This is a genomic window from Thalassotalea litorea, from assembly GCF_043642205.1.
Taxonomy (GTDB): domain Bacteria; phylum Pseudomonadota; class Gammaproteobacteria; order Enterobacterales; family Alteromonadaceae; genus Thalassotalea_A; species Thalassotalea_A litorea.
The window spans coordinates 24,280-51,249 of sequence record NZ_JBHZSG010000010.1 but is presented as its reverse complement, the minus strand read 5'-3'; the positions used below and the strand labels follow the sequence as shown (position 1 = coordinate 51,249).

Below are 26,970 nucleotides of genomic sequence, written 5' to 3'. Positions count from 1 at the left end.
ACGTTATGTAAATAACATATTAGTTTATAAAGAACCGCATTTTTTCGAAGTACAAGAATTAAAAATGTAAGCGGTTACAAAAGAAAAAACAACAGGGATTAAGTTCCCAGGGGAGAAACAGATGGCGAACTTGACATTCAAGAAGTCAAAACTCGCAACCACACTTTCATTAGTGCTGGGTGCAACCACCATGGTCAGTGTCGGGGCAGAAGAAAGCGCTCAGGCAGATGGCGATGAAATCGAAGTTATAGAAGTTACCGGTATTCGTGGCAGTTTAACCAAATCCATGGATATTAAACGTAGTTCAAAAGGTGTTGTCGATGCAATTAATTCTGAAGACATCGGTAAATTCCCAGATACCAACCTTGCAGAGTCCTTGCAACGTATTACGGGTGTTTCAATTGACCGTGAAAACGGTGAAGGTAGTAAAGTAACGGTTCGTGGTTTTGGTCCGGATTACAACCTTGTTACCCTCAATGGTCGCCAAATGCCAACGGCGAATATTAACGCAACCAGCGCATCAGATTCCCGCTCATTTGACTTTGGTAACTTAGCTTCTGAAGGTGTCAGTGCCGTCGAAGTACACAAAACCAGTCGAGCTGATGTTGCAACAGGTGGTATCGGCTCGACCATTAACCTGATAACACTTAAACCTCTTGATTTAGGAGAAACGAAGGCTTCGTTTGGTGCAAAGGCTGTTCATGATACATCGAGTCAGGATGGTTCAACATTGACACCGGAATTATCAGGTCTTTATAGCACCGTCACCGACGATGGTAAGTTCGGTATTGCAATCTCAGCGGTTTACCAGAATCGCGAAAGTGGTAGTGCCCGCGCAGGTGTGGATAACGGCTGGCGCCCACAAACAGGTGGTGAAGGTGACTGGGGTTCTGTTCCTGATGGCCCGACACAAATAAATGTACCGGCAGCTGGCGTCACCTATGCCGCGCCTCATAACGTACTATATGGTTTTAGTGAAGTAGAGCGTACCCGTACCAATGGCCAGTTAACTCTGCAATATCAACCGGTTGATAGTTTTACAGCAACCTTTGATTATACCTACTCCAAGCTTGAACAAGATTTAAATCAAAATATCCATTCTGTTTGGATGAGTCTGAACTATGCAGGATTGCCAACAGGTTCCGAATGGACAGATCCAGATTCAAATAATGTTGCCGCGCCGTTATATATCCATGATATTGATGGTCCGTCAGACTTAGTGAGTCAGGTAGAGCAAAGTGGTAAAGAGAATGAGAATAAATCAGCGGGTATAAATCTTGAATACCTGGTCAATGATAGCCTGAGCTTTGAACTTGATTTCCATAGTTCATCAGCAGAATCACAACCAAATACGATTTATGGTAACTCTAACACCATTCAATTAGCGACCTGGACCCGCGCAGAAACCAAAGTTGATTTCTCTTCTGGCTTCCCGGTTGTAGAGGTGGTATTCCCTGACGGTACGCCAGGTTTAACACCTGAGGGCGTTGTTACGACAGGTACCAGTTTCCGTAACAGTTACATGAAATCTGAAATCGATCAGGTGCAATTAGACGGTCAATACGTTTTTGACGATGGCATCGTTGAAAGTATCGATTTTGGTGTTGGATTTAACAAAGTTGAAAACCGTACGGCATTTGCCGTTGCTGAGCGTCCTAATTGGGGTGGTACCGGGGTTCCTGAAGACATCGACGATCAATTCTTGCTTGATAGCATGAGTACGATAGTTGATCGCTTTGACAATATGCCGGGCGACAAAACCAATATGATCGACCAATTCTGGGCAGTGGATTTTAATACCATCGCAGATCTTGTTGGTACTTTATATAGCGATCCAAACGATCCGGACAAATGGCCGTGTGGCACGACGATTTGTGCACCGTCAGAATATTCCGATGACAAGCGCACAACCGAAGAGAGCACCAGCGCATATGTTCAGGCAAATCTTGCCTGGGACTTTGGTGATATGCCAGCAAACATGCGAATCGGCTTGCGTTATGAGCAAACCGATGTAAGCGCAACTACGCTGCTTCCTGATGTATTACGTATCGGCTGGGTATCTACTAACGAATTTGAAATTGTTCGTGGTGATGCCGTGTTTTTTGATGACAGCGCTGATTACGATTACTTGTTACCAAACATCGACTTTAGTCTAGAAGTGACCGATGACATCGTCATTAGAGCATCTTACAGCGAGACTCTGACCCGTCCGGGTTATGGCAACCTAACTGCTGGTGGTCGTTTAGACGAAGTTCGAAATGTAGATAATGGCCGTGGCTCTCGCGGTAACGTTGGCCTGTTACCTCTAGAATCTGAAAATATCGATTTGTCATTTGAATGGTACTACGATGAAGGTAGCTACGCATCGATTGGCTTATTCCAAAAAGATGTGTCTAACGTAATCGGAACACAGGATATTTTTGAAACCTATGCTGGCGTATACAGTCCGGTAGAAGGTGCACGTTATGATGAAGCGGTGGCGGCAACAGGTGGCGATCCATCAAATAGTGCTGCAATTCGAGCATACATTGCATCAAATTATGCCAGTGATCCAAATGTAATTGTCGATCCAGGTGGAGACCCGGTTAAAAACCAGATTTGGGGTTCACCAGAAGCCAATGGTGAAGTTACTGTAAAATATAGCCAGCCATTCAATCAAGGCTCTAACAAGGTTGACGGTATTGAGCTTAATATCCAGCACCTGTTTGGTGATTCAGGATTTGGCGGTATCGTCAACTACACCATGGTTGATAGTGATGTGGAATACGACAATGCTAGTGAAGACGATGATAATACGCCTCTATTGGGTGTGAGTGATTCGTACAACATTGTCGCATTTTATGACAACTACGGCTTCCAGGTACGTTTCGCCTACAACTGGCGTGATGACTTCCTGTCGGATCTAAATGATGGACAGGGATCTAACCCAGTTTACGTTGAAGCTTATGGCCAGTTGGATGCGAATGTCAGTTACAGCTTTAATGACAACCTGACAGTGTTCGCAGAAGCAATCAACCTGACCGATGAAACTACTCGTAAATACGGACGTCACAAGCTAATGGTAAGAAACATTGAGCAGTCTGGTGCCCGTTATAACGTTGGTTTACGTTATACCTTCTAAATCTAGATAAATGTTATAAAAGCCGCTGCCTGCAGCGGCTTTTATTTATCTGAACTTTAGAATAGGATAGAAAAACGCTGTTACGTTTAATCCTCTGAGAGTTAGACCTAGTTTTATGGATAAATCCGTTCGAAAAATCGTTATTGTAGGTGGAGGATCTGCCGGTTGGTTAACTGCAGGGATCATTGCCGCGGAGCACAATGGTTCTCATTCTGCAGGTATCGATATTACGCTGTTAGAGTCGGCCGATATTAAGCCTATAGGTGTCGGTGAAGGCACCTGGCCTACGATGAGGTCTACTTTGCAAAGTATTGGCATTACTGAACATGAATTTATTCGTTGCTGCGAAGCTTCATTTAAACAAGGTTCTCAGTTTATTGGTTGGGTCGATGGGAGTGAGCAGGATAATTATTATCATCCTTTTATGGCGCCCCATGGATTTGGACAAACCGATTTGATTCAACATTGGCAGCAACATCATCGGCATGTGCCTTTTGCTCACTCGATGAGTTTCCAACCACTGTTGTGTGATTATCACCGAGCACCAAAGCAATTCCAGACTCCCGAATATGCTGCCGTGGCAAACTACGGTTATCATCTCAATGCGGCAAAGTTCGCAGGTTTATTGAAACAGCATTGCACCGGCAAGCTTGGAGTAACGCACATCCTCGATGATGTTATAAACATATGTAGTCAGGAAGATGGTGCTATCCAGGCAGTAACGACTCGTCAGCATGGCAACATAGCAGCAGATTTATTTATCGATTGCACGGGTGCATCGGCACTGTTAATAGGCAAGCACTATAACATTCCGTTACGATCACAGAGCCATATTCTGTTTAATGATACAGCACTGGCTGTGCAAGTTCCTTATCAAAACCCCAATGATAATATCGCCTCACATACCATTTCCACTGCTCATGATGCGGGCTGGATTTGGGATATAGGTCTGCCGAGCAGGCGCGGTGTTGGCTGTGTATTTGCTAAAGACTATTGCAGCGATATGGAGGCAGAAAAAACCCTATTAGATTACCTACGGCCCTCCTTATCAAAAGATGCTCTGAGTCAGCTCAGTATTAGAAAGCTGAATTTTCAACCCGGTTATCGAGAAAAGTTTTGGCACCAAAACTGTGTTGCTGTGGGAATGTCCGCCGGATTTATTGAGCCATTGGAAGCGTCAGCGCTGGCACTCATTGAACTAAGCGCAAAAATGATCGCCAAAGAATTACCTGCAAACCAAGATGTCATGGAAATTAGTGCTCAAAGATTCAACCAAAGATTTGAGTATCGTTGGCAACGCATCATCGATTTTCTCAAGCTGCATTATGTATTGAGTAAACGGACGTCAGCGTATTGGCAGGATAACCGAAATCCAAGCAGCATTCCCGAGCATTTACAGCAGTTGCTGACATTGTGGCAATTCCAGGAACCCACGTATAACGATTTTATTCAAATTGAAGAAATTTTCCCTGCTGCCAGTTATCAATACATACTCTATGGGATGGGCTTTGACACGCAGCCCCGTCCCCTAAAACGACGCTATAACAATAAAGAGTTAAGCGAGAAAAACATGCACGAAAGTGTTAAATTGGGTAATAAATATTTAGCTGGTCTGCCAACAAATCGAGACCTCATTGATCACATTACCCGCAACTCCACAAAACAGATACAACATTAATAAAAAATTGGAGCATTCATGGCTAGTCACGCATTACTGAATAATATTGACCACAAAGATTTAAAAATAGATACCAAAAAATCCGCTGAATTTGGCAATAACAAAATGTTTTCAGTGCTTTATCCGTTCGAATTCAAGCACGCCCAGGCTGATTATCCAATATTCTTTTTTAAAGATGGTAAAACCAATGATTTTGTTGCCATTGCCCTGTTTGGTTTTGAAGAAAATGAGAATTTATTTTTAACGAATGAACACTGGCAGGCCAGTTATATTCCAATGATGATTGAACGGGAACCTTTTTTAATCGGTACGCAGATACACGAAGAGAACGGTGTAAAAACAGAAAGCCAGGTTATTCATATCGATCTTAATAATCCGAGAGTAAATAAGGAAGTTGGCAACGATATTTTCTTACCTCACGGCGGTAACAGTGAATACATCAATCGTGTTAGCGCCATTCTAAAATCCATTCATGATAGTAAAACAGCGACAGACCAGTTTATGCAAGCTATCACCGAGCTGGAGTTGCTGGAACCTTTTAATCTGGATATCCAATTGAACAATGGCACCAACAATCGTCTGAGTGGTTTCTATACCATCAATGAAGACAAACTTGCCAACCTAAATGGTGTTCAACTGGAAAAACTTAATAAATCTGGCATGTTATCAGTCATTTATATGGTGATAGCATCTCACGCTAACATCAATGCTCTAATCCAGAAAAAAGACAACCAATAGTGTCTTTATCGAGCAAACTTGCGTATGTCTCGGGGTCAATATGATTGCAGCGAAAAGTCAGTCAATCTTTAATGAAATAAAGTCCGTAGATTTTGTCGATCTTGTTGATGCTGAAAAATTGACATCAGATATTTGGTGCTCTGATAAACCCATTATTATTAAAGGGCTTGTAAAAGACTGGCCGGTTGTAAAAGCCGGTAAAAAAAGTAACCTAGCCTTACACGAATACCTGAAAAAATTTGATCGTGGGCAAGTTGTTGGTGCCGGTATTTTAGAACCGGAACAACAAGGTAGGCTTTTCTACAATGATGACTTTACCGGTTTTAATTTTCAACGTTGTAATGTTTCATTCAGTGAGTTTTTGACACAAATGCAACGCAACAGGCAAACGAAGCTACCGCGAGGTATGTATGTCGGATCCACCCAGGTAGACTCCCTGCTACCAGGCTTTCGAGACGAAAACAACCTCATAGCTTTGGATGATTTTGATCCGTTAATGAGCATCTGGATTAGCAATCAAACACGCATCGCGGCTCACCATGATGTACCAAACAACATCGCCTGCTGCATCAGTGGTAAACGACGCTTCACCTTATTTCCTCCGGAACAGGTGCAAAACTTATATATCGGCCCTCTGGATTTTACTCCCGCAGGGCAAGCGATAAGTCTGGTGGACTTTTACAATCCAGACTTTACTGCTTACCCAAGATTCGAACAGGCTTTATCCCATGCCCTAGTCGCGGAGCTTGAGCCAGGAGACGCGTTATTTCTGCCTAGTATGTGGTGGCATCACGTGGAAGGCCTGGAAGACTTCAACATCTTAATTAATTACTGGTGGCAAACGAATGCCCCCGCGATGGGCGCTCCTATCGACGCCTTATACCATGCGTTATTAAATATTAAACATTTACCTGAAACGCAAAAGAAAGCATGGAAAGCGATGTTTGAGCATTATATCTTCAACTCAGATGAACAGGCGCTCAAACACATCCCAGACGATAAATTAGGCGTATTAAATGACAATGATGCAGCAATGCGCACGATTCGTTCCATGCTGTTACACAAATTAAATCGCTAATTACCAGACAAAAGTAAAGCAGAAATTCCTGCAGAGGAAGATACAATGAATAATAAACCCATTCGAAAAATTGTTATTGCAGGTGGCGGCACAGCTGGCTGGATGGCTGCAGCCGCATTAGGCAAGTTACTCGGCAAGCGACTGGATATCACCCTAATCGAATCGGATGAGATCGCCACCGTAGGTGTTGGTGAAGCCACGATTCCTACCATGATATTTTTCCACAAGCTATTACAAATTGACGAAAAAGCGTTTTTAAAGGCCACCAATGGCACCTTTAAGCTAGGTATTAATTTTGAAAACTGGCGCGATGTTAATGAGGACTATTTGCACGCCTTTGGGGTTACCGGGAAAGATTGCTGGGCCGCAGGCTTCCAACATTTTTGGCTAAAAGGGCGAGACAAAGGTTTTAGTAAAGAGTTTGGTACTTATTGTCTTGAGCGGCGTGCTGCGGAAGATAATAAGTTTCAGCACTTACCGAATAATGGTCTTAATTATGCCTATCACATCGACGCCAGTGCCTATGCAAAATTTCTACGCAGTTTTAGCGAAAAATTTGGCGTCAAACGCCTTGAAGGAAAAATTGACAAGGTCAATACTGCCGATGATCTTTCTGCAATCAATAGCCTAACGATGGATAACGGTGAAGTGATTCAAGGCGATTTATTTATCGATTGCACTGGATTCAGAGGTCTGTTGATCGAACAGGCCTTGCACACAGGGTATGAAGACTGGTCACATTGGTTGCCTTGCGACAGAGCCATTGCGGTCCAGACTGAAGCACTACAAGCACCAATTCCTTACACTCGCTCGATCGCCCAGGAATCCGGCTGGCAATGGCGTATTCCTTTACAAAATCGTGTCGGCAATGGACTTGTTTACTGCTCAAAATATATGAGTGATGAGCAAGCCAAACAATTTCTGCTGGAAAATATTGAAGGCCAAACACTAAATGAGCCAAGGGTGATTCGTTTTAGAACGGGGCGACGATTAAAGCAGTGGAACAAAAATTGTGTTGCATTGGGTCTGGCTTCGGGTTTTTTAGAGCCATTGGAATCAACAAGCATCCATCTGATACAGCAAGGTATCGTGCGTTTGTTACGCATGTTCCCCCATCAAGGTATCATGCAAACCGACATTGACGAATACAACAAGCAAACAAATTTTGATGTCGAGAAGATTCGTGACTTCATTATTTTGCATTATAAGGTGACTAATCGAAAAGATTCACAGTTCTGGCGATATTGTCAAAACATGACCATTCCCAAATCGTTAGCACATCGAATCCAGCACTTTATTGAAACTGGCCGCGTGTTTCGCGAAGGCAATGAGTTATTTGATGATTCCTGGCAGCAGGTCATGATCGGACAAGGACTTATTCCTGAGCAATATCACCCGATTGTAGATATGATGAGTGACGAAGAATTGGAGCGGTTCTTAGGCCAAATAGAACTCAATATCGAACGCACCCTACAGGGTATGCCAATACACAACGCCTATCTGGACCACTATTGCAGTAACTAAGTATCCGATGTTAGTCATTCCAGAATTATTGGGGGCGGTTGCCCTCAATATAAATAGGTGTGTCTCCTATAGTCGCACATCCAGCACCATTGTTAGGAGAAATTGCGCATTCATACACTCTGACATAATCAATTTCCATAATCTGTGGAAAAGTACTGGTATCGATGCCTGTTTGATTAACCGATTCAGGCCAATTACCGCCAATCGCCAAATTTAGTATCAGATGAAACCGCTGATCAAAAGGTGCACTGCCACTACCTGTAATCAGCTGGTTTTTATCATCAAAATACTGACTAAACCAACCTTCTTCAGTATGGGTTGCGTAATGAATATCATTAACATACCAGCGAATCTCGCCCTCCTGCCATTCGATAGCATAAAGGTGAAATTGCTCAGCGGGGTTCGGCAACACCTGAAATTCAGCACCAGAGTAGACATTCTCTGGCCAGGCTCGGCCATAATGCAAGGTGCCGTGCACCCCGCTTTCTTCAACATTATCGTCGCCTACCGTTTTTAGATTAACCGCCTCCATAATATCGATTTCACCAGATGCCGCCCAACCACCATACACATAATCAGTGGGCAGCATCCAAAACGCTGGCCAAGTGCCCTGCCCTGAGGGCAGTTTAGCGCGAACTTCGAATCGTCCATATAACCAATCGCCTTTAAACTTAGTGCGGATCCTTGCAGACGTATAAGGGAGGGTCCGAGTGACATTGACATTATAATCGGGAGAGTCCTCTGTTTCTGCGGGTCCAGTAAAACTCTCCTGGCGAGCAATGATGTTGAGGAATCCATCTTTTACCACCAGGTTATCGCTACGATCGGTATAGCACTGCTTTTCATTGTTACCACCCCCCCAACAATTTACTTCATGGCTCCAGCGTTCAGAAGATAAAGCGTTACCATCAAATTCATCTTGCCACACTAACACCCATTCGGTTGTTTCACCTGGCGGAGATGTTTCTGGTGGGGTTGTAGGTGATGCAGGTTCACTAGGCGTAGGCTGAGAAGAACTATCACCACCTGAGCCACCACAACCCGAGGCGGTGAGTACAGCCAGAACCAATAATGATGCTATTTTTATTCTCATGATTATCTCCATGACAATCACCTTAAAATTAAGGGGATCAGAGTCGTTGATTTTTCAACAATTCTGACCCCTTGATATTTATTATTCGCAGGTAATATGGTGATCTTTGGATTGGCCATCTTGTGAATTTTCCGCACCAAGGCTTACTTCGATATTGGATAACGTGATGCCTAACTGCCCGTTGGTCCGTAATACAAAAGGTGCGAAAATCTTGTCCATGGTCGCTCCTTTTTTCTCATAACAAGCAAGATCAATTTTAGCGCTATGCCATTTATCGGTCTCAGCCTCGATCAACCACTGACTGATATCAAATGTAACATCACAATCACTTTCGCAACGCATCGCCAGATAAACAGCTCCCGAAAGATTCGCCTTATCCGTCACTCTATAACTAAAGCTAATGGCGCCATTTTGCTCCGCATATCCGCGTAAATCGAACGGAAAATTATCATTGATTTCAAAGTGTCCAACCCCTTTTCCGTTAAAGTCAATCTGGCGAGCATCTTCTTGAACCACTCTATCAGTAGTGCGGTAATTAACGAATTCACTGCTGGCAGTATTACTGGTAATGAATTGCAGCTCGCCTTGTTTATTTATCGCCTGACGCCATGGGAGAGTCATCAAATTAAGACTTTCTAAGGCACTGCCAATAGTCGTCTCCTCAGAAAGGTCATTAGCCAGCGCACTTTCATCGCCGTATTGCAAGCCAAAACCATACGGTAGCAGCGGCTGATAATCAGCATCGCCACGGTTAACCACAGCTTGAGTTGCAGAATTAGGCCAAGAAAAAGATAGCGTACCGACAAAATCATTTTGAATTTCGCCTTGTGCATCAGTTAGCAAAACGTCGGCGACACCATTACCTTCGCTCCCCGGCAACCATGCGGCGACGAAAGCATCGGACGCATTTAGCTCAGCATTCACCCACAAAGGACGACCAGAAATAAATACAGAGACCACAGGAATGCCTTTTGCGCGCAACGATTTAAGCAATGCTAAATCGCGTTTGTTACCACGCTGATATTCAAGGTTATCTAAATCGCCATTCCCTTCGGCATATGGCTCTTCACCGAAGACCACAACCGCGACATCTGGTTTGTGTTGGTAAGCACCATCGACGGCGAGTTCAATCTCACCACCAGCGGCCGTAACCGCCTGCTCAAAGCCGGCATAGATTGACGTGCCACCAGGGAAATCAGCATTGGTGTTACCTGTCCCCTGCCAGGTTATGGTCCAGCCACCGGATTGCTTACCAATATTATCCGCCGCATCTCCAGCTAGGAGGATTTTTTGGTTTGGCTTAAGAGGCAAAAGCTGGTCATTATTCTTAAGTAATACTAACGACTCGCGAACCGCCTGACGGGCTACCGCGCGATGCTCTGACGCACCAATTAATTCCAGTTTTCCAGATACCGGACGATTTGCAGGACTAGGTTTATCAAATAAGCCTGCACGCAGTTTCACCCGTAAAATTCGAGACACCGCATCGTCGATTCGACTCATGGGTATCTCACCGGAATTCACCTGAGCAATGGTATTTTCATACAAAGGTTTCCAGGCATCGGTCGGCACCATAAAGATATCTAAACCGGCATTAATGGTTTGACTACAATTATCATTGCTACAACCCGGTATTTGACCATGACCGTTCCAGTCGCCAACAACAAAACCGTCGAACCCCATTTTGTTTTTCAATACATCCGTCAGCAGGTATTTATTGCCATGGATCTTCTCACCATGCCAACTGTTAAACGATGCCATCACACTTTGTGACCCCGCACTTAATCCGCCTACATAGCCTTGCGCATGAATCTCGAATAATTCTTGCTCTGATGCCAGGTTGTTGCCCTGGTCGTCACCATTTTCGGTACCACCATCGCCAACAAAGTGCTTTACCGTAGAAATGACCCGGCTATCACCAAGAAAGTCTTTATCGGCAGCACCCTGCAAACCACGGACAATGGCCGCCGAGTACTCACGCACGATCTCTGGATCTTCAGAATAGCCTTCATAGGTTCTGCCCCAACGATCATCTCGCACCACGGCGACTGTTGGTGCGAAGACCCAATCAATCCCGGTAACCATGACTTCGGTTGCGGTTATGCTGGCGATTTCTTCAAGAAGCTCAGGGTTATTAGCTGCGCCTAAGCCGATATTGTGTGGGAAAAGAGTCGCGCCAATAACGTTGTTGTGACCATGAACGGCGTCGGTTCCCCACATGGTAGGGATCGCAATACCATCTTCACTGTCATCGATAGACGCCTGATACATGTCTTCGGCGAGCTTTATCCAGTCCGCAGGTGTGGCATGTTTGTCATTATTTGGAAATGCACCGCCACCATTTAAATAAGAACCAAAGCCATACTTGCGCATATCATCAACGCTGATATCGCGGATTTCTGGTTGGATCATTTGCGCGACTTTTTGCTCAAGCGTCATCGTCGCGAGCATGTCACGTATTTTTTGCTCTATTTTCGGATCTTGCTTAACTGGTAAATCCAATTCTGGCCAAATATCCAGATTATGTTGCTTTGCAGATGCCTGGGCATCCGCTGCTTGCTCGTTACTATTAACGCCCTGAGATTGCTGATTACACGCCGCTAGAAGCACTGATGATGCACTCAGTAGCATCGCAGATGCTATGCGTTTTTTGGTTTGTGTCGTTGTAAACTTAGTCATAATGTTTTCCAATTAACCATTCACCTGGCTCGGTTTTGAACCCTTGATTCCGTAATAACAAATATAGCCGTAGCATATAATCGGTAAAATAAATGAAAGCTGAACACCAATGCTGTCAGCAAGAACCCCTTGAATCATCGGCACAATGGCACCACCGACGATAGCCAGACAAAGAATTCCCGAACCCTGAGCGGTATGCGATCCCAAACCATTAAGGGCTAATGAAAAAATGGTAGGAAACATAATTGAATTAAAAAGGCCTACCAACAAGATTGCCCACATGGCCAGTTGCCCAGAGCTAAATACGGTTATTAAAATCAGGACGCATGCCATCAAGGCGTTAAACGCCAAAACCTTACCTGCTGCAATTTTTTGCATGACGCCGGCACCAATAAAGCGACCGACCATGGCTCCACCCCAATAATAGGCCAGGTATTTTGCCGCTTCAGCCTCTTCTAACCCGGCGATATTGGCTTCACCAAAAAAGTTGACCATAAAACTGCCGATCGCCACTTCAGCACCGACATACACAAAAATCCCCAACGCACCGAGCACCAAATGGGTATATTGCCATGCGCTTCCAGAGGCAGGCGTTGAACTATCGTGTTGTTGCTCGATTTTCGGCAGCTTTAACCAAGCAAAAATTGCCGCAAGTACTAACAAGGTCGCCGCCAGCATCACATATGGCATTTGTACGGCGGCGGCTTTTTCAGCAGCCGTAGTCATCGAGGATGCGACATTATCTAAAATCAAATACGCACCGAAATACGGTGCAACCGTTGTCCCCAATGAGTTAAATGCCTGAGTAAGCGTTAAACGAGACGATGCGGTATCAGGGTTACCTAAACTTGTTACATAAGGATTTGCGGAAACCTGCAACAGGGTAATGCCCGATGCTAAAATAAACAATGCGAGTAAGAACAACGGGTAGCTGTGCATGGATGCTGCCGGGTAAAATGATAAGCAACCAAGGGCTGCAATCACTAATCCAACAACGATACCTTTTTGATAGCCAATTTTCTTAACCAGTGCGCCGCTCGGTAATGAGCAAATAAAATAGGCGCCAAAAAAGCAAAACTGAACTAACATTGCCTGGGTATAAGACAAATCAAATACCGCTTTTAGATGCGGAATGAGAATGTCGTTTAAGCAGGTAATAAAGCCCCAGATAAAAAACAAAGACGTTAATGATGTAAGCGCGAAGGTGTAGTTACCGCTTTGAGCGGTCTGCACAGGTGGATTAACCGTGCTTGTTGAATTCATGTTTATTCCCCAGTTGTTCGTAAGCGGCAATTTTTGCTGTTAATAATTGCTTAACTAATTATTTTTTAGGACTATTTGCGATAAAGAGTATTGACCTTTAGGTGCGAAAGCTCTAATCTCTTTGCAAATGTAAGCGGTTTCATTTATAGCATAAATTTGATTTTAGCGGCAACGCTTTTATTATTTAGCGGCCTTTATTTGCTACAAGCGTGCAAATATCCAGAAAATTAATGAGTTGCCGCAGATGAAACCTTCGCTTTAACGGTATCAAGAGAAAAGATGAAATTATCCCTACCCAAAAATTCCAGATTATTGGATAAAGAATTTACTTTTGGCGTGGCAACAGCGTCATTCCAAATAGAAGGTGGCATCGCCAGCCGTCAGGCCTGCATTTGGGATACCTTTTGCGCAAAACCCGAAACCATTGCCGATAATTCTGATGGCAGCATTGCCTGTGATCACTTCAACCTTTGGGAAAATGATATTAACTTAATCGCCGATATGGGTGTCGATGCCTATCGACTTTCTATTGCCTGGGGCCGGGTAATCAATGAAGACGGCAGTGCCAATGCAGACGGTATCGATTTTTATCGAAATTTATTGTCCGGTTTAAAAGCCAGAAACATTAAAACATTCGTTACCCTTTATCACTGGGACTTACCCCAACATCTGGAAGATAACGGTGGCTGGTTAAATCGACAAACGGCCTATGCCTTTGAGCAATATGCCGATATCATCAGCGCCGAGCTTGCTGATGTGGTAGATTCCTGGGCGACCTTAAACGAACCATTCTGTAGTTCTTATCTGGGTTACGAAATCGGGATTCATGCACCGGGCAAAGCCGAGCAGGCATTTGGGCGCCAATCTGCGCATCACCTGTTGTTAGCGCATGGTTTGGCGATGAAAGTGTTACAGAAAAATTGTCCACAAAGCATGAATGGTATTGTGCTTAATTTTACCCCAGGATACTCAGCTTCTGATTCCGAGGCCGATAGACAAGCTACCGCCTATGCCAATGATTACTTCAACTGGTGGTACAGCAGACCGATTTTTGAAGGCAAATATCCAGACATTATTGACAGTTTTACCGACGAGATAAAACCAAAAATTCTGGCAGGCGATATGGAAATCATTGCCACGCCGATAGATTTCCTTGGCGTCAATTTTTATACCCGAGCCGTATACAAAGCACACCCCAACGACGTATTTGAAGAAATTCCTCCAACCGATGCACCGGTGACCGATATGGGTTGGGAAATATACCCTGCGGCATTTACAGGTTTGCTAAAAGAGCTGAACCAGCGCTATTCATTACCGCCGATTTATATCACCGAAAATGGCTGTGCGATGAAAGATAACCTGACCGCGGGTACCGTCAATGATCTTGGCCGTATTCAATATTATCAGGATCACCTCAATGCGGTCGATGAGGCTATAACGGCAGGTGTTAACGTACAAGGTTATTTTGGCTGGAGTCTGATGGATAATTTTGAATGGGCACTGGGCTATACCAAACGTTTTGGTTTGGTGTATGTCGATTATGATACCCAGCAGCGTTTTCTTAAAGAGAGCGGCAAGGCTTATAGCACATTAATAAAAAGTAGAACTTAGGAGATGAAAAAACTAGCTGATAAACTGACATTTTATATGTTAACTTAGCTCAAGTTTTTTCTCCTAGTCAAATCGAAACACATGAGTACCATATACGAAGTATCAAAACTGGCTGGCGTATCCTCCGCCACCGTATCCCGGGTAATGAACGACAGCTCCAGAGTAAGCCCAAAAACCCGGGATAAGGTACTCACTGCCATGGAGGAGCTTGGCTATCGTCCTAATTCCATTGCTCAATCTCTGGCATCAAAACGCTCGAACTCTATAGGCGTTGTTATATCCGAATTACAGGGCTCTTATTACGGCATGCTCCTTAATGAAATAGAGTTAACCTTAAGAAGTGCCAAGAAACATGTCATGATCGCAGCCGGTCACGCTGATGCCGACATTGAAGAAGATTCGATAGAATTTCTATTGCAACGAAATTGTGATGCTTTGATTTTATTTGTAGAAGCCGTCAGTGATCAATACCTTCGCGATCTAAAAAAACGCGGGGTATTATTCACCTTAATCAATCGCCAGGTTGAAGGATTGGAATCCCAATGTCTATCGATAGATAATTATCAAGGGGGATATCTGGCCTGTCAGAAGATGATTGACGCTGGTCACTCCCGTATTGCCTATATCTCTGGTCCTGAATGGAAACTCGATGCGATGGAACGATTACGGGGACATCGACAAGCTTTGCAGGATAACGGGCTGACATTTTCCGACGATTTGTATTATCTAGGGGACTATACGGAGCAAAGTGGCGAACAGGGAATGGAGCAATTAGCACAAGCTAACGTGAAATTTACCGGAATTATTTGTGGAAATGATGAAATGGCCGCCGGAGCTATCGTGACCGCGCGTAGTATTGGTCTTTCCCTGCCAGAGGACTTATCCATTATTGGCTTTGATGATGCCTATTTTTCTCGATTTATTTATCCGCGCCTAACAACCATCAAAAACCCGATTAAGGAAATTGGCTCGGTTTCCGCAAACCGCGTTCTCAATTTCACCTATGGATTGAAATCAAAGCATTTGGAATATGACAATAAACCCTTGTTGGTAGAGCGCGACTCTTTGCTCTCTCCCAAACAAAGCTAACTAAAGCATACCGTTCGACAACATAATAGCACCTATCAATATACTGACACGCGTTAGAATGTATAGCTGACGGCTCGGGTTGTCGACGCAGGGTTTACGCGTTTGGCGACAATGACATAGCGCGTTTCTGCTGACACTTCGCGGTAGGGACTATGCACGATAAACCACTGATTGGCGGTAACACTATCCTGCTTTGCAATCTTGATTAGCCATTCTCGCAATGCCGTCTCACTCATTAAACGTATCGCGATGATCTGATAAGTGCCAGGACCCGCTAAATCATCCTGCAACGTTATGGGTTCAGACAGGTTTAAATAGCGTAATTGCTCTGTATAAGCTTTGTATCCCATGGCAAGTGAGACTCCTGTTGACCAGCGATATAGACGGTTTCCCATCATTTTTTCATTGCCAGACCTTAGCGGCGTATTATCCTTCAAGGCGAGCTCAACTGACCTGCGCTCGTAAGTTACGTCAGGTTCATCATCATAAAGATCGCTCAGTTTTGAGGTATAAAATACGGCCGCTGCGCTCTTTTGTTGAACGTCTTGGTTGCTCAGTGAGGACGCAGGATAACCGACAAGGGTTCCCACATGGCCCGCGCTCTCCTGCTGCCCTATGTAATGCATGGCCAATGTCGATGAGTGGGCGCCATTAAAAACACTGCCGTTTGCCACCCAGTGGATTAACATGCCCGCGCCAGCAGCCAAATAGGCTGCCCACCATAGCAATTGGCAGGTAAACGTAGTGATCCTAGCGAGTGATTGAGTTTTCATCATGCCTCCTGATTTAATACTTTGATTAAACCAGGTAATCATGACGTTATTGCAGAAGATGTATGAGCAAGTCGGATGAATTATGACAAATAATGAATTCTCAGATCCTCAATTTAGCGAGTATTCTCAACCAAAACCACGACATAGGCGATGAGTAATATCGGTAATATCGCCATAATCATGGTTGACAGTGAAACCTCACCCGGGTGGAGTTTCGCACTGGTAATTTCCAATAAAGGTTGGATCGGAAAGAACAGGGTTAACGCCAGAAAGCCCAACACCCCAAAAATCGTAAAGACTAAAATTCTTTTTTGATTGCGGATATGATGCTTTTTAACCGCTTGTTCAATAAAAACCTGTTGTTGTTCCGGTGAGTCGGCGACAAAATCACGTTGTAGATATTGCATAAGATTGTTGTCAGTTTGCTTCATTACGCTGCACCTCGTTGCTGTCGCAAAGAAAAGGCAATTAATTTGTCTTTTCCTCGCTTACCATGTGACTTAACGGTACCTAAAGGCATTTCCAATAACGATGAAATTTGCTGATGTGAATAACCAAGCGTATGATTTAAGGTAATTACCGCCCTTTCCTCAGGGTTTAGTAGCGCCATCAATTGTAAAACATAGCGTTCATCGATGTAGGTCTGTTCGTCTTGTAACTCGTCACTTTGTTGCAATATGACTGCTTCCAACTCCTGCTCTTGCAAAGTTTGCCAGCGATTATCACGGGCCTGCATTTTCAGAAAGTGACGAAACGCAATACGATACAACCAAGACTTAAATGCATCGAGGTTATTTAAGCGACCAAATTGTTGATAAACGGTGATCAGGGTTTCTTGGGCAATATCGTCCGCAAACGCAATATCGCCGGCAGTAAGGCGGCGACAATAGCCTTTTAACGGCGTCTGGCATTGTGATACCACCTGCGCAAAAGAGTGACTATCGCCACGCTTTTTAAATCGCTGTAACCAATGCGATAACATGATTACCTGTTATTCATTTGTTGAAAATCCATAAGCGGATTATGACTCTTGCTGGTCAAATTTCCAAACCAGCAAATATCCCAACCCTAACGCCAACGGAAACAGGCTGATACCAATAATGTCCGGATCAAAGCCATCAAGCATGCCATAAAGACCAGTAGCAACGGCAAGACAGACAAGTAACACACCACGTTTAAAATCTTTTTGCGGTGCCGATTGAGTTTGCATTAATTTTTCGATACTTTCCGGCGACAATCCCTGACCTTTTTCCAGAGCGAGGCGCAATGTCTGTTGCAATTCAATTTTATTTCGATAACTAAAATATAAAAATGAAAATGCGACGGTTGCGAATGAAAGAAAGATGATGCCGACAATAATGCTGTCTTGCATGTGAAATTCCTCAAATATAAAGATACGGTTAGTAGTAAGAGCTTTCGGAAACAGAATTTGGATGCAAAAAGGTAAATATTTTTTATGTTATCGGGTTAAGAATTAAAACGTACTCGTCTGGGGCGACCCAAATGAGTACATCAATTGAAAATTCGAGCTCATTAAAACGCAATGTCTAAATGTAGAACCAACAAACATTCGCCTACATCGTACATTCGGCGTCACTGGTTTTCCAGACAATGGGTTCCCAGTATTCACCCGTTTTTAGCTTCGAACGGTTTTTGCGAATGTATTGGGCGCCCAGGTAGTACTTTTTATTCGGCTCGATCACAATTTCAAAGTCTTTATAGTTTTTCATTGAGCCGCGACGTCGGGTGAAATACGAATCGCTAATTTGCTCAATCACTTTTATCTTATGGGTACCGGGCGACAACTGAAACTGAGCGCCTTTGTCCGGAACAACAATATTGTCAATTTTATTGATATTCACGAAATAGATATTTTTTGATTCTGGTGGCTTTTGATAGACGGATACAATCCCACAGCTGTTGTTTGCGGTTGCCTCCACCATAACGTCACTTTCATTTTCATTGGCAATACTTACAAAAGAAGTACTCGCCAACAATGTTGATATAAAAAGCAGGTATATAGGTTGCGCTTTGTTTTTCATCTTAACATCCTTAATCAATTAGAAACTTTCCTTTTTATTTATAAATCAATTAGTTCCTATAGCAATCGAAAAGCGTTCTAATATGTAACAGCATTTTTCAAGACGAGTGAATTCGTTACATTTATATGCCGTCGGCTAACACGTCGCCAAATAGAGGTGCCTCAATTGACAAAATCGGTTCTGATTGCAAACAGCCATACGCACCTTGAAACAACTCGCCCTTTGATTTAGCTTGGTAGTAATCGATAAAGAAAAATAGGCGCCCGAAGGCGCCTGACGTAACGTTAACCAATGTTTGTGAGTAAAAGTTTAATATTGTGTTTTCAGTTTTTAGCCACCTCCGTTTGTGTTGCCGTTAATTGCATGACCACCCGGCGGTCAAAGGTGTTGGGGACTTCGTTTTCGCTACCCTTTGAGCCGACTTCACCGATAGCCTCTCCATGAATTTGTCTATTGGCAACGCCTTGCGCCAACAGTAAGGTTTTCACCGACTCGACCCGTTCCTTGGCAAGATTCAGATTCTCATCCTTACTGCCAGGCGCATCGGTATAACCGGAAAGGTTGATGATAATTTCCGGGTTTTGTTTTAGTAGCGCCGCCATGGCGATGATTTGCGGCTGGTATTGCTCCGCAACATCACTGGAGCCGGTGGTAAACATTAAACTCATCAAAAAGTTTTGTGCCTGCTCAATCAATACCTGTTGTTGTTGATGTTTAACCTCAACCAGTTGCTGATGTTTTTGCTGTTCTAATGAAGCTAATTGCTGTTGGTAAGACTGTTCCGTTGTTAATAGTTCGGATTTAACATTATCTAACTCTTCGTTAACCATCATATTCTTGGCAATCATATCGCCGAGCACTGCCGCCAGAAATGCCCCCGGAGGCCCGCCGAAGATCGCGCCAATTACGGCACCGCTACTAATACCGATAGCCTGTTCCTTGCTTAGTTCCTCGGCCATTGTTTTACCCGTACTGGCACTAGCCTGCATAGGCTGGGCAATCAAGGCTGCGAAAAATAAGCTAAATGTAAGTGTTTTAAATTGATTAAGTGTCATGGTAACCCCTTTTATGTGTTTGTGAACCGGTTGTTAATCGCTGCTATCAAGCAAGCCATGACGTAATTAAACACTGGGAGTTTGACGAAAAAACTGTTAAAAAGTGATAGGTGACGAATCAATTATGACAAATTGTGATTTATCTTCCCCGCAACTTTGACCACGCTAAACAAACGGTATAGTGAAGGTAAATGACAGTAATAAGAATAACGCCATGAGTAAACGAATCGCAATTGTAGAAGATGATGATGGTATCCGTGAAAACTATGCCGATGCCTTGCGTCAGCAGGGTTTCAGCGTGCAGACATACGCCTGTAAGGAATCGGCGATGTCGGCATTCGAATTAGCCCTGCCCCATCTGGCGATATTAGATATTGGCCTGCATGATCAATTTGATGGTGGCTTTGAGCTTTGCCAATGGTTACGCAACAAGTCCAGCATTCTACCTATCATCTTCTTAACTGCCCGTGATAGCGACGCCGATCAAATCAGCGGTTTACGCCTCGGCGCCAATGATTTTGTCAGTAAGACCATGAGTTTTGATAATCTTAGCGCTCGCATCCACGCTACGCTAAATTACCTGTCCCGCCTTACCCAGCCGAAACAAGCCGATCAGGCCTTTGTCCGGGGCAACTTGCAGGTCAATCTGGATCGTTTAACGCTACATTGGCAAGATCAACTCGTGAAAACCACCATCACAGAATTTTGGATGGTCCATGCTCTTGCAAAAAATCCAGGCCATGTGAAGTCGAAGCAACAACTGATGGATGACGCCAAAATTGTTGTCGATGATAATACCGTGACCGCCCACATTAAGCGTATCCGGAAAAAATTTATGGCCGTAGATCCCAGTTTCAACTGCATCGATACCGTTTATGGCATGGGTTATCGCTGGCATGAACATGTGGCGTAAATTACGGTTAAATCTATGGAGCAAATTAATGCTGGTAGCCAGTTTGTTGCTGGCGATCCCATTTATCGGTTATTACTACATCTGGGATATGGAGACCTTTTTACGAAAAGGCCAGGAACAAACCCTGATGGGCACAGCAAGAGCGCTGGCAACCGCCTTACACGAACGTCCTAACCTGTTTAACCATCAGGCCAGTTATAAAAAAAAGCTTGAAACCGGTAAAGATTTTCTTCCTGCCAAAATCCAAAGCCCGATTCGTCTCGATGGCGAATTATCGGACTGGTATTCTCAGTCAGCGGCAGTTAATCGCTATGACTTTAACCATCAGATTGATAGTGCTTGGCAGGCCAGTCAGGTCAGTGTTGAATTCACCTCGCAAATTGGCCGCTATGACGACTTCGTATATGCCTACTTTGACGTTAAAGATAACCAACTGGTTTTCCGTCCAAAGAATCATTTAAGCATTACCGCTAATGATTACCTTGAGATCGCGACATTAGACCATAATCAGCAACTGCAGCGTTATATCGTCACCAGTTATCAAAGCGGCTGGGTCAATGGATATCGTTTGCCTAGCACTCATGAAAATCAACGATTTCCACAACCACAAAGCAATATCCAGGGGCATTGGCAAGCCACAAACGATGGTTATATCATTGAAGTTCGTATGCCAGAATCCCTGCTCGGTGAAAAAGTCGCCTTTGCGATCACCGACTTTGATCGTCAAGATTTACCCAAAGTGACCATAGGTTCCGCTGACCCGAAGCGCAGTGAACAACTCGGAACCTTTACCGTACCATCACCCGATATTGAGCGCATTATCAAGGCAATGGGACGCAGTCAATCGAGCATTATCGTGGTTGATCAGCACCAGCGTGCGTTGACCCAGCAAGGTAATATTCACGCCGCCAGAGGAGTTTTTGATTCCAGTTTATATCAAAGAGATGGTTTAACCTGGTTGGAAACGTTGAAAACCTGGATAATGAAACCGTTCTATTATTTTCTTTTAACCAAGCCCAGTAGCGATTTTACCAGTGAGGAATTTGAGCACAGAAAAAACAAACAGGCTCACGTTCAGCAGGCGTTAAAAGGCAGTCCGTCAACTTTGTGGTGGACGACTAGCGATAACAAAGCGGTGATCCTCTCGGCAGCCCACCCCATTTATGTGGATAACCAAGTGAAAGGGGCGGTGATTGTTGAAGAAACAACCCACGGCATTCGTGATATTCGTAACAGTGCGATTGAAGGCGTAGTGATCACCTCATTGATGATCTATGTATCCGTTGCCGCATTACTGTTTTATGCGTTGCGGATCTCTTTGCGTATCCGTCGCTTACGTAATGCCACAGAAGCGGTGGTTGATGAACAGGGTCGCATCGTCCAGCCTTTGTCGAATGTTCTGGCGAAAGACGAAATCGGCGACCTGTCGAGAAGCTTTGCCAATATCCTTGGGCAACTTGGTCAGTACAATAACTATCTACAGACTATGTCGACCCGTCTCTCCCATGAGCTAAAAACGCCGGTGGCGCTGGTACGCTCCTCGTTAGAAAACTTAAACCTGCACACCACCGACGATAATCAGCAGCGCTACCTCACACGAGCCCACAACGGTATAGAACGGCTTAATACCATGTTGCAGACGATGAGCGAAGCAACACAACTGGAGCAAGCACTGCAAACCAGTGAGTTTATTACCTTTGATCTGGCACAGCTAGTGCAGGGGTGTGGTTATGGCTATCAGCAGATATATCCACAGCAGCGTTTTGAAGTACATATCTGTGACCAACCGCTCAATATTTCCGGCAGTGATGACCATATTGCCCAGTTACTGGATAAACTGGTTTCTAATGCTGTGGACTTTAGCGAAAACGATAAGCCCATTGTTATCACGTTAGAACAACACAAAAAACATGCCCGGATAACCATCACCAATTATGGCCCTTTACTGCCAGAGGATATGAGCCAAAGCATTTTCGATGCCATGGTATCGATGCGCGACAACGACTCTGATGCGTCGCATTTAGGAATTGGCCTGTACATTAGTCGCTTGATTGTGGATCATCATCAGGGAAATATTAAGGCTAAAAATCTTGAAAATGGGACAGGCGTGAGTTTTGTGATTGAGTTGCCGACTTCAAAGTCATCTTCAATGCGACATTAAATTGAAATCACAATGGCAAAACAACGCTTTTCAATTAGTCATTGATCACAACGATCAATAGAAATCGTTTTATGTGCAAAAATAACCTAGCAAAATGAGTTTTCTCGTCTAAAGTTATGTTTTTCTGAAATGTAACAGGTTGAAGTTATACCAATCAGATAAGTTTGTGCACAACTCAGAGTTAGGGCAGAGGTTCAGTTACAACATAGATTTCGTTGATATAGTCATTCTATATTAATGAAATATAGGGCCGTAAATGGGCCTCTCACTAACTCCCTACGGGTGAGTTTTAAAGGCGTTTGGACTACGTTACTGATTTTGGCTGTTTTTGAGAGCGGAATAACCATTCTCTGCAATCAAAGCCTTGTCTAAAAGCCTTTAGATTCTCACTGAGTGAGCAATAATTTAATGTGATTGGTATTAGGAATGTTTCTTGCAGTTATTTCTTTGAACCTGATAAAACACTCGGTTTATAGGGGGGTTTTGCTTTATCTTTGTGCAAGGGCGGTTAAATATTGCACAATTTTAAATCAGACTGCAGTCATCTATACAGTGAGCTGACCATTTCAGGGGAAATTAATAATAATTTTGCCAATTCGAATAATGTCGCCATTAGCGCCAATGCTACTCAGTGAGTCATAAAGGGAATTGGCATCTGTCGTCCAAGGAGCTAGTAATGTTAACCAAGCGTTTTTTTAAAACAAAAGATGAAACTGAAGTAACTTTTGAGTTCTCTCGTCCTGATGTCACATCTGTGGCACTGGTTGGTGAATTCAACGACTGGCAACCCATGGCTATGAAGTTTAGTAAAAAAGCCAATGCCTTTAGAACGAAAGTTCGCCTGCCTAAAGATCAAACATTCCATTTTCGTTATTTACTGAACGATTCCGAGTGGGAAAACGATTATGCCGCTGACACCTATCTGCCAAATGATTTTGGTAGTGAAAATAGTGTCGTTGTCACACACGGTTGATCAATGTTAATCTGCAGTAGTAACACCAATTAAGAACCATCAATGATCATTGCCTAGCAACGCAATATTCGTCAGGCAGTAATCGTTCCTAATTGGTACTAGCCCCGATTTGTCGGGGCTCGCCTCATTCAAAATGATGCTGTATTTGTCTGAGCGCTCTAATATGGAATTGCGCACAGGAATAATTAGATGCCAAATAATAATCGTCATATCAGTAATTTAACCCGAGATACCTACGCACTAGTATTAGCCGGAGGCCGGGGTTCACGTCTTCACGAACTTACCCAATGGCGAGCCAAACCTGCCGTTTTCTTTGGCGGTAAATTTCGCATCATCGACTTTCCTTTGTCGAACTGTATTAACTCCGGGATCGGTCGTATCGGTGTTGCTACGCAATATAAATCCCACTCATTAATTCGCCACATTAACCGGGCCTGGAGCCACTTTAAAAAAGAAATGGGCGAATCTGTAGAAATATTACCGGCATCGCAGCGTTACGGTGATGAATGGTATCGCGGTACTGCCAATGCGGTTTTTCAAAATATTGATATTATTCGCCATGAATTACCAAAGTTCGTGATGATCTTATCTGGTGATCATGTTTACCGGATGGATTATGGCCCACTTATCGCCAAGCATGTGGCAACCGCCGCCGATATGACCGTTTGTTGTATCGAGGTTCCCGTTGAAGAGGCCGCCGGCGCATTTGGTGTTATGACGGTTGACGAAAACAACCAAGTTTTACGCTTTGATGAAAAGCCAGAGAAACCTTCTGAAATACCAGGCAAACCCGGTTATTGTCTGGCATCGATGGGTAACTATGTATTTAATACCGAGTTTTTATTTGAGCAGCTGCAAGTTGACGACGAAAAAGTTAACTCCAGCGGCGATTTTGGCCACGATATTATTCCAAGTATCATTAAATCTCATCAGGTATATGCTTACCCATTTCGGGATCCAAACAGTGAAAAGCAACCTTACTGGCGCGATGTAGGCACGCTCGATTCGTTTTGGGAAGCGAATATGGAATTAGTAGAGTTGGATCCGCAGTTAAATATGTACGATGAAGACTGGCCAATTTGGACCTATCAGGAGCAAACTGCACCGGCAAAATTTGTATTTGATGAAGAAGAGCGCCGCGGCATCGCCATAAACTCTACGGTTGCTGGTGGGGTTATTGTTTCAGGTTCCACCATTAAACGGTCGTTATTGTTCAATAAAGTGCGGGTCAGTTCCTACTGTTTTATCGAAGAAACCGTGGTATTACCCGGTGCGAATATTGGTCGCAACTGCCAAATCCACAAAGCGATTATCGATCGCAACGTAATCTTGCCGGAAAACCTGGTGATCGGCAAAGATCACGATCAGGACAGAGCCAATGGATTTCGGGTTACAGACAAAGGTGTGGTGTTAATTACCCGAGATATGATTGCCGAGTATCTGGCTAAACAGGCGGTACAACAGGCCCAGTCTGAATCCGTAGAATAGAAGCTGTAACCAGCGCCTGGCGCTGGTTTATCAATAAAATTAGAACAATAATAATGACTCGTATTACCCCATTAAACGCCGACCTCAGTGATTTAAACGTTCTGCATATAGCCTCCGAAAATGATGCCTTAATCGGAGGCAAAGTAGGAGGTATCGGTGACGTCATTCGAGATGTGCCTAAGTTTAGCGTCGAACAAGGCCTGCAGGCAGATGTGATCACCCCGGGTTACGGAATCCATGGTCAAAATCAAAACTCCGTATTGATTCGTCAAATCCGTGTGGAATTTCGCGGCCAAATTGAATTGGTAGAGCTACACCGCATCGACCTTGCCTCTGACACTTCAAGTAACATCAACTCAGATGTAACACATTGGTTTTTAGAGCACCCGCTATTTTTTCAGCATGGCCGGGGAAGAATCTATGTCGACGATGGCGAAAGTCGCCCGTTTGCCAGTGATGCCAATAAATTCGCATTATTTTGTGTCGCCATTTGTGAATTACTGAGCGGCTTCTGGCGTAATAAATTCGATGTTCTACATCTTCATGACTGGCACTCAGGTTTAATTCCAACGCTCGCCGCTTATGATGAAAAATACGCCTGTGTCGCTGACATTCATAGCGTTTACTCTATCCACAATCTGGCCTTGCAGGGCATCCGCCCAATGGATAATGACGAATCCAGCCTTAAGGCCTGGTTTCCTGGGTTAACGGTTGACGAAACTCAGGTATGTGATCCTCGTTATCCCAATTGTTTTAACCCAACCCGAGCGGCGATAAGCTTAGTCGATGCCGTGCATGTTGTCTCGCCAACTTATGCTGGCGAGGTGGTGAAACCGTCAAATAGCGAACAGGGCTTTATTGGTGGTGAAGGCTTACATAGGGATTTGCAAAACGCAAAGCAGCAAGGGCGGTTATTCGGAATCCTTAATGGCTGTGATTATGACTATGCGCCAATCTTAAATCCACAGCCCGCGCAACCGGTACCTGCCCAACACTTCGATCATCAGGCGTTTCCCCACATTCGTGATGTATTAGAACAATGGCAGGCAAGCCATCACTTCGTCCATGCCGCGCATTTGGTTGCGTTGCAGCGACTAGAGCAGTGGCAGGGCAGTGAGATTAACGGTCCTCTGATCACCAGTATCGGCCGACTTACCAGCCAAAAAGTGGCATTATTGCTATTGTCTATAGAGCGCACTCAGGTACTGGATTATCTGCTTGAATCCCTCGCTAAGGTGCAAGGTCGAATGATAATTCTCGGGTCCGGGGATCCACAGCTTGAAGATCAAATTACCCATGCCATGCAGCGTCATGAAAATTTGCTGTTTATTAACGGTTACCATTCGCAATTACCAAAGTATTTATTCGAAGGTGGCGATCTGTTTTTAATGCCAAGTTCGTTTGAACCTTGTGGTATTAGTCAGATGCTGGCACTGCGTAGTGGCCAACCCTGCCTTGTTCACGATATCGGGGGATTGCACGATACCGTCAGTCATGGAAAATCAGGTTTTCATTTTTCTGGAAACGATATTATTCAGCAGGGACAAGCATTAATCCGTTGTTTTGATGAGGCACTAACGATATATACAGAGAACCCGAAGCAATGGCTAACAATGCGCAAGTTTGCCAGCCAACAGCGGTTTTTATGGCAAGACAGTATTGAACAATACTGCCAACATCTTTACCAATAA

At 44.1% G+C, this 26,970-nt stretch carries 21 protein-coding genes; 12 read left to right on the top strand and 9 right to left on the bottom strand.

What is annotated here, in order from left to right:
• Nucleotides 1–121 precede the first annotated feature (121 nt).
• From ACHUFQ_RS07130 to ACHUFQ_RS07110, 5 genes are all read left to right on the top strand, one after another.
• Complete coding sequence (locus ACHUFQ_RS07130) at nt 122–3,121, top strand: TonB-dependent receptor (RefSeq protein WP_394174297.1); 3,000 nt, start codon at nt 122–124, stop codon at nt 3,119–3,121.
• 115 nt (nt 3,122–3,236) lie between these two features.
• On the top strand, nt 3,237–4,799 hold the full coding sequence (locus tag ACHUFQ_RS07125; RefSeq protein ID WP_394174295.1) for a tryptophan halogenase family protein: 1,563 nt from the start codon (nt 3,237–3,239) through the stop codon (nt 4,797–4,799).
• An 18-nt stretch (nt 4,800–4,817) separates the two neighbouring features.
• A complete protein-coding gene (locus tag ACHUFQ_RS07120; protein WP_394174293.1) occupies nt 4,818–5,537 on the top strand; it encodes a SapC family protein in 720 nt (239 codons plus the stop codon).
• Between the two features lie 40 nt (nt 5,538–5,577).
• Nucleotides 5,578–6,615 carry a cupin-like domain-containing protein gene (locus ACHUFQ_RS07115; protein ID WP_394174291.1) on the top strand — a complete coding sequence of 346 codons (1,038 nt, stop codon included), beginning with the start codon at nt 5,578–5,580 and terminating at the stop codon, nt 6,613–6,615.
• Nucleotides 6,616–6,660: 45 nt separating this feature from the next.
• Nucleotides 6,661–8,139, top strand: coding sequence for a tryptophan halogenase family protein (locus ACHUFQ_RS07110; RefSeq protein WP_394174289.1), 1,479 nt, complete (start codon nt 6,661–6,663; stop codon nt 8,137–8,139).
• A gap of 25 nt (nt 8,140–8,164) precedes the next feature.
• Here the strand turns inward: ACHUFQ_RS07110 and ACHUFQ_RS07105 are convergent, their stop codons facing one another.
• The 3 genes from ACHUFQ_RS07105 to ACHUFQ_RS07095 form a co-directional block, all read right to left on the bottom strand.
• The gene (locus ACHUFQ_RS07105; RefSeq protein WP_394174287.1) at nt 8,165–9,232 is read right to left on the bottom strand and encodes a glycoside hydrolase family 16 protein; all 1,068 of its coding nucleotides are present in this window, start codon (nt 9,230–9,232) and stop codon (nt 8,165–8,167) included.
• An 81-nt stretch (nt 9,233–9,313) separates the two neighbouring features.
• A complete protein-coding gene (locus tag ACHUFQ_RS07100; protein ID WP_394174285.1) occupies nt 9,314–11,911 on the bottom strand; it encodes a glycoside hydrolase family 3 N-terminal domain-containing protein in 2,598 nt (865 codons plus the stop codon).
• Between the two features lie 12 nt (nt 11,912–11,923).
• A complete protein-coding gene (locus ACHUFQ_RS07095; RefSeq protein WP_394174283.1) occupies nt 11,924–13,174 on the bottom strand; it encodes a sugar MFS transporter in 1,251 nt (416 codons plus the stop codon).
• 279 nt (nt 13,175–13,453) lie between these two features.
• On the opposite strand from ACHUFQ_RS07095, the gene ACHUFQ_RS07090 reads away from it, so the two are divergent.
• Both ACHUFQ_RS07090 and ACHUFQ_RS07085 read left to right on the top strand, forming a co-directional pair.
• Nucleotides 13,454–14,785, top strand: coding sequence for a GH1 family beta-glucosidase (locus ACHUFQ_RS07090; RefSeq protein ID WP_394174281.1), 1,332 nt, complete (start codon nt 13,454–13,456; stop codon nt 14,783–14,785).
• 81 nt (nt 14,786–14,866) lie between these two features.
• The gene (locus ACHUFQ_RS07085) at nt 14,867–15,874 is read left to right on the top strand and encodes a LacI family DNA-binding transcriptional regulator (protein WP_394174279.1); all 1,008 of its coding nucleotides are present in this window, start codon (nt 14,867–14,869) and stop codon (nt 15,872–15,874) included.
• Between the two features lie 53 nt (nt 15,875–15,927).
• Here ACHUFQ_RS07085 and ACHUFQ_RS07080 read toward each other — a convergent pair whose 3' ends face one another.
• From ACHUFQ_RS07080 to pdsO, 6 genes are all read right to left on the bottom strand, one after another.
• Complete coding sequence (locus ACHUFQ_RS07080; RefSeq protein ID WP_394174277.1) at nt 15,928–16,647, bottom strand: hypothetical protein; 720 nt, start codon at nt 16,645–16,647, stop codon at nt 15,928–15,930.
• 113 nt (nt 16,648–16,760) lie between these two features.
• Nucleotides 16,761–17,078: a hypothetical protein gene (locus ACHUFQ_RS07075; RefSeq protein ID WP_394174275.1), complete on the bottom strand. Its 318-nt coding sequence runs from the start codon at nt 17,076–17,078 to the stop codon at nt 16,761–16,763.
• Nucleotides 17,078–17,629, bottom strand: a complete 552-nt coding sequence (locus tag ACHUFQ_RS07070; RefSeq protein WP_394174273.1) for an RNA polymerase sigma factor — start codon at nt 17,627–17,629, stop codon at nt 17,078–17,080. Before ACHUFQ_RS07070 ends, ACHUFQ_RS07075 begins: the two co-directional genes overlap by 1 nt.
• Before the next feature lie 39 nt (nt 17,630–17,668).
• On the bottom strand, nt 17,669–18,019 hold the full coding sequence (locus ACHUFQ_RS07065; RefSeq protein WP_394174271.1) for a DUF6249 domain-containing protein: 351 nt from the start codon (nt 18,017–18,019) through the stop codon (nt 17,669–17,671).
• Between the two features lie 202 nt (nt 18,020–18,221).
• A complete protein-coding gene (locus ACHUFQ_RS07060; RefSeq protein ID WP_394174269.1) occupies nt 18,222–18,689 on the bottom strand; it encodes a hypothetical protein in 468 nt (155 codons plus the stop codon).
• 323 nt (nt 18,690–19,012) lie between these two features.
• Nucleotides 19,013–19,744, bottom strand: coding sequence for a sortase-associated OmpA-like protein PdsO (gene pdsO / locus ACHUFQ_RS07055; RefSeq protein WP_394174267.1), 732 nt, complete (start codon nt 19,742–19,744; stop codon nt 19,013–19,015).
• Nucleotides 19,745–19,958: 214 nt separating this feature from the next.
• On the opposite strand from pdsO, the gene pdsR reads away from it, so the two are divergent.
• The 5 genes from pdsR to ACHUFQ_RS07030 all read left to right on the top strand — a co-directional run bounded on the left by pdsR (nt 19,959) and on the right by ACHUFQ_RS07030 (nt 26,970).
• A complete protein-coding gene (gene pdsR / locus ACHUFQ_RS07050; protein WP_394174265.1) occupies nt 19,959–20,657 on the top strand; it encodes a proteobacterial dedicated sortase system response regulator in 699 nt (232 codons plus the stop codon).
• Nucleotides 20,647–22,818, top strand: a complete 2,172-nt coding sequence (pdsS, locus tag ACHUFQ_RS07045; RefSeq protein ID WP_394174263.1) for a proteobacterial dedicated sortase system histidine kinase — start codon at nt 20,647–20,649, stop codon at nt 22,816–22,818. Before pdsR ends, pdsS begins: the two co-directional genes overlap by 11 nt.
• A gap of 676 nt (nt 22,819–23,494) precedes the next feature.
• On the top strand, nt 23,495–23,791 hold the full coding sequence (locus ACHUFQ_RS07040; RefSeq protein ID WP_394174261.1) for an isoamylase early set domain-containing protein: 297 nt from the start codon (nt 23,495–23,497) through the stop codon (nt 23,789–23,791).
• Nucleotides 23,792–23,980: 189 nt separating this feature from the next.
• Nucleotides 23,981–25,279 carry a glucose-1-phosphate adenylyltransferase gene (glgC, locus tag ACHUFQ_RS07035; protein WP_394174259.1) on the top strand — a complete coding sequence of 433 codons (1,299 nt, stop codon included), beginning with the start codon at nt 23,981–23,983 and terminating at the stop codon, nt 25,277–25,279.
• A 53-nt stretch (nt 25,280–25,332) separates the two neighbouring features.
• Nucleotides 25,333–26,970, top strand: coding sequence for a glycogen synthase (locus tag ACHUFQ_RS07030; protein WP_394174257.1), 1,638 nt, complete (start codon nt 25,333–25,335; stop codon nt 26,968–26,970).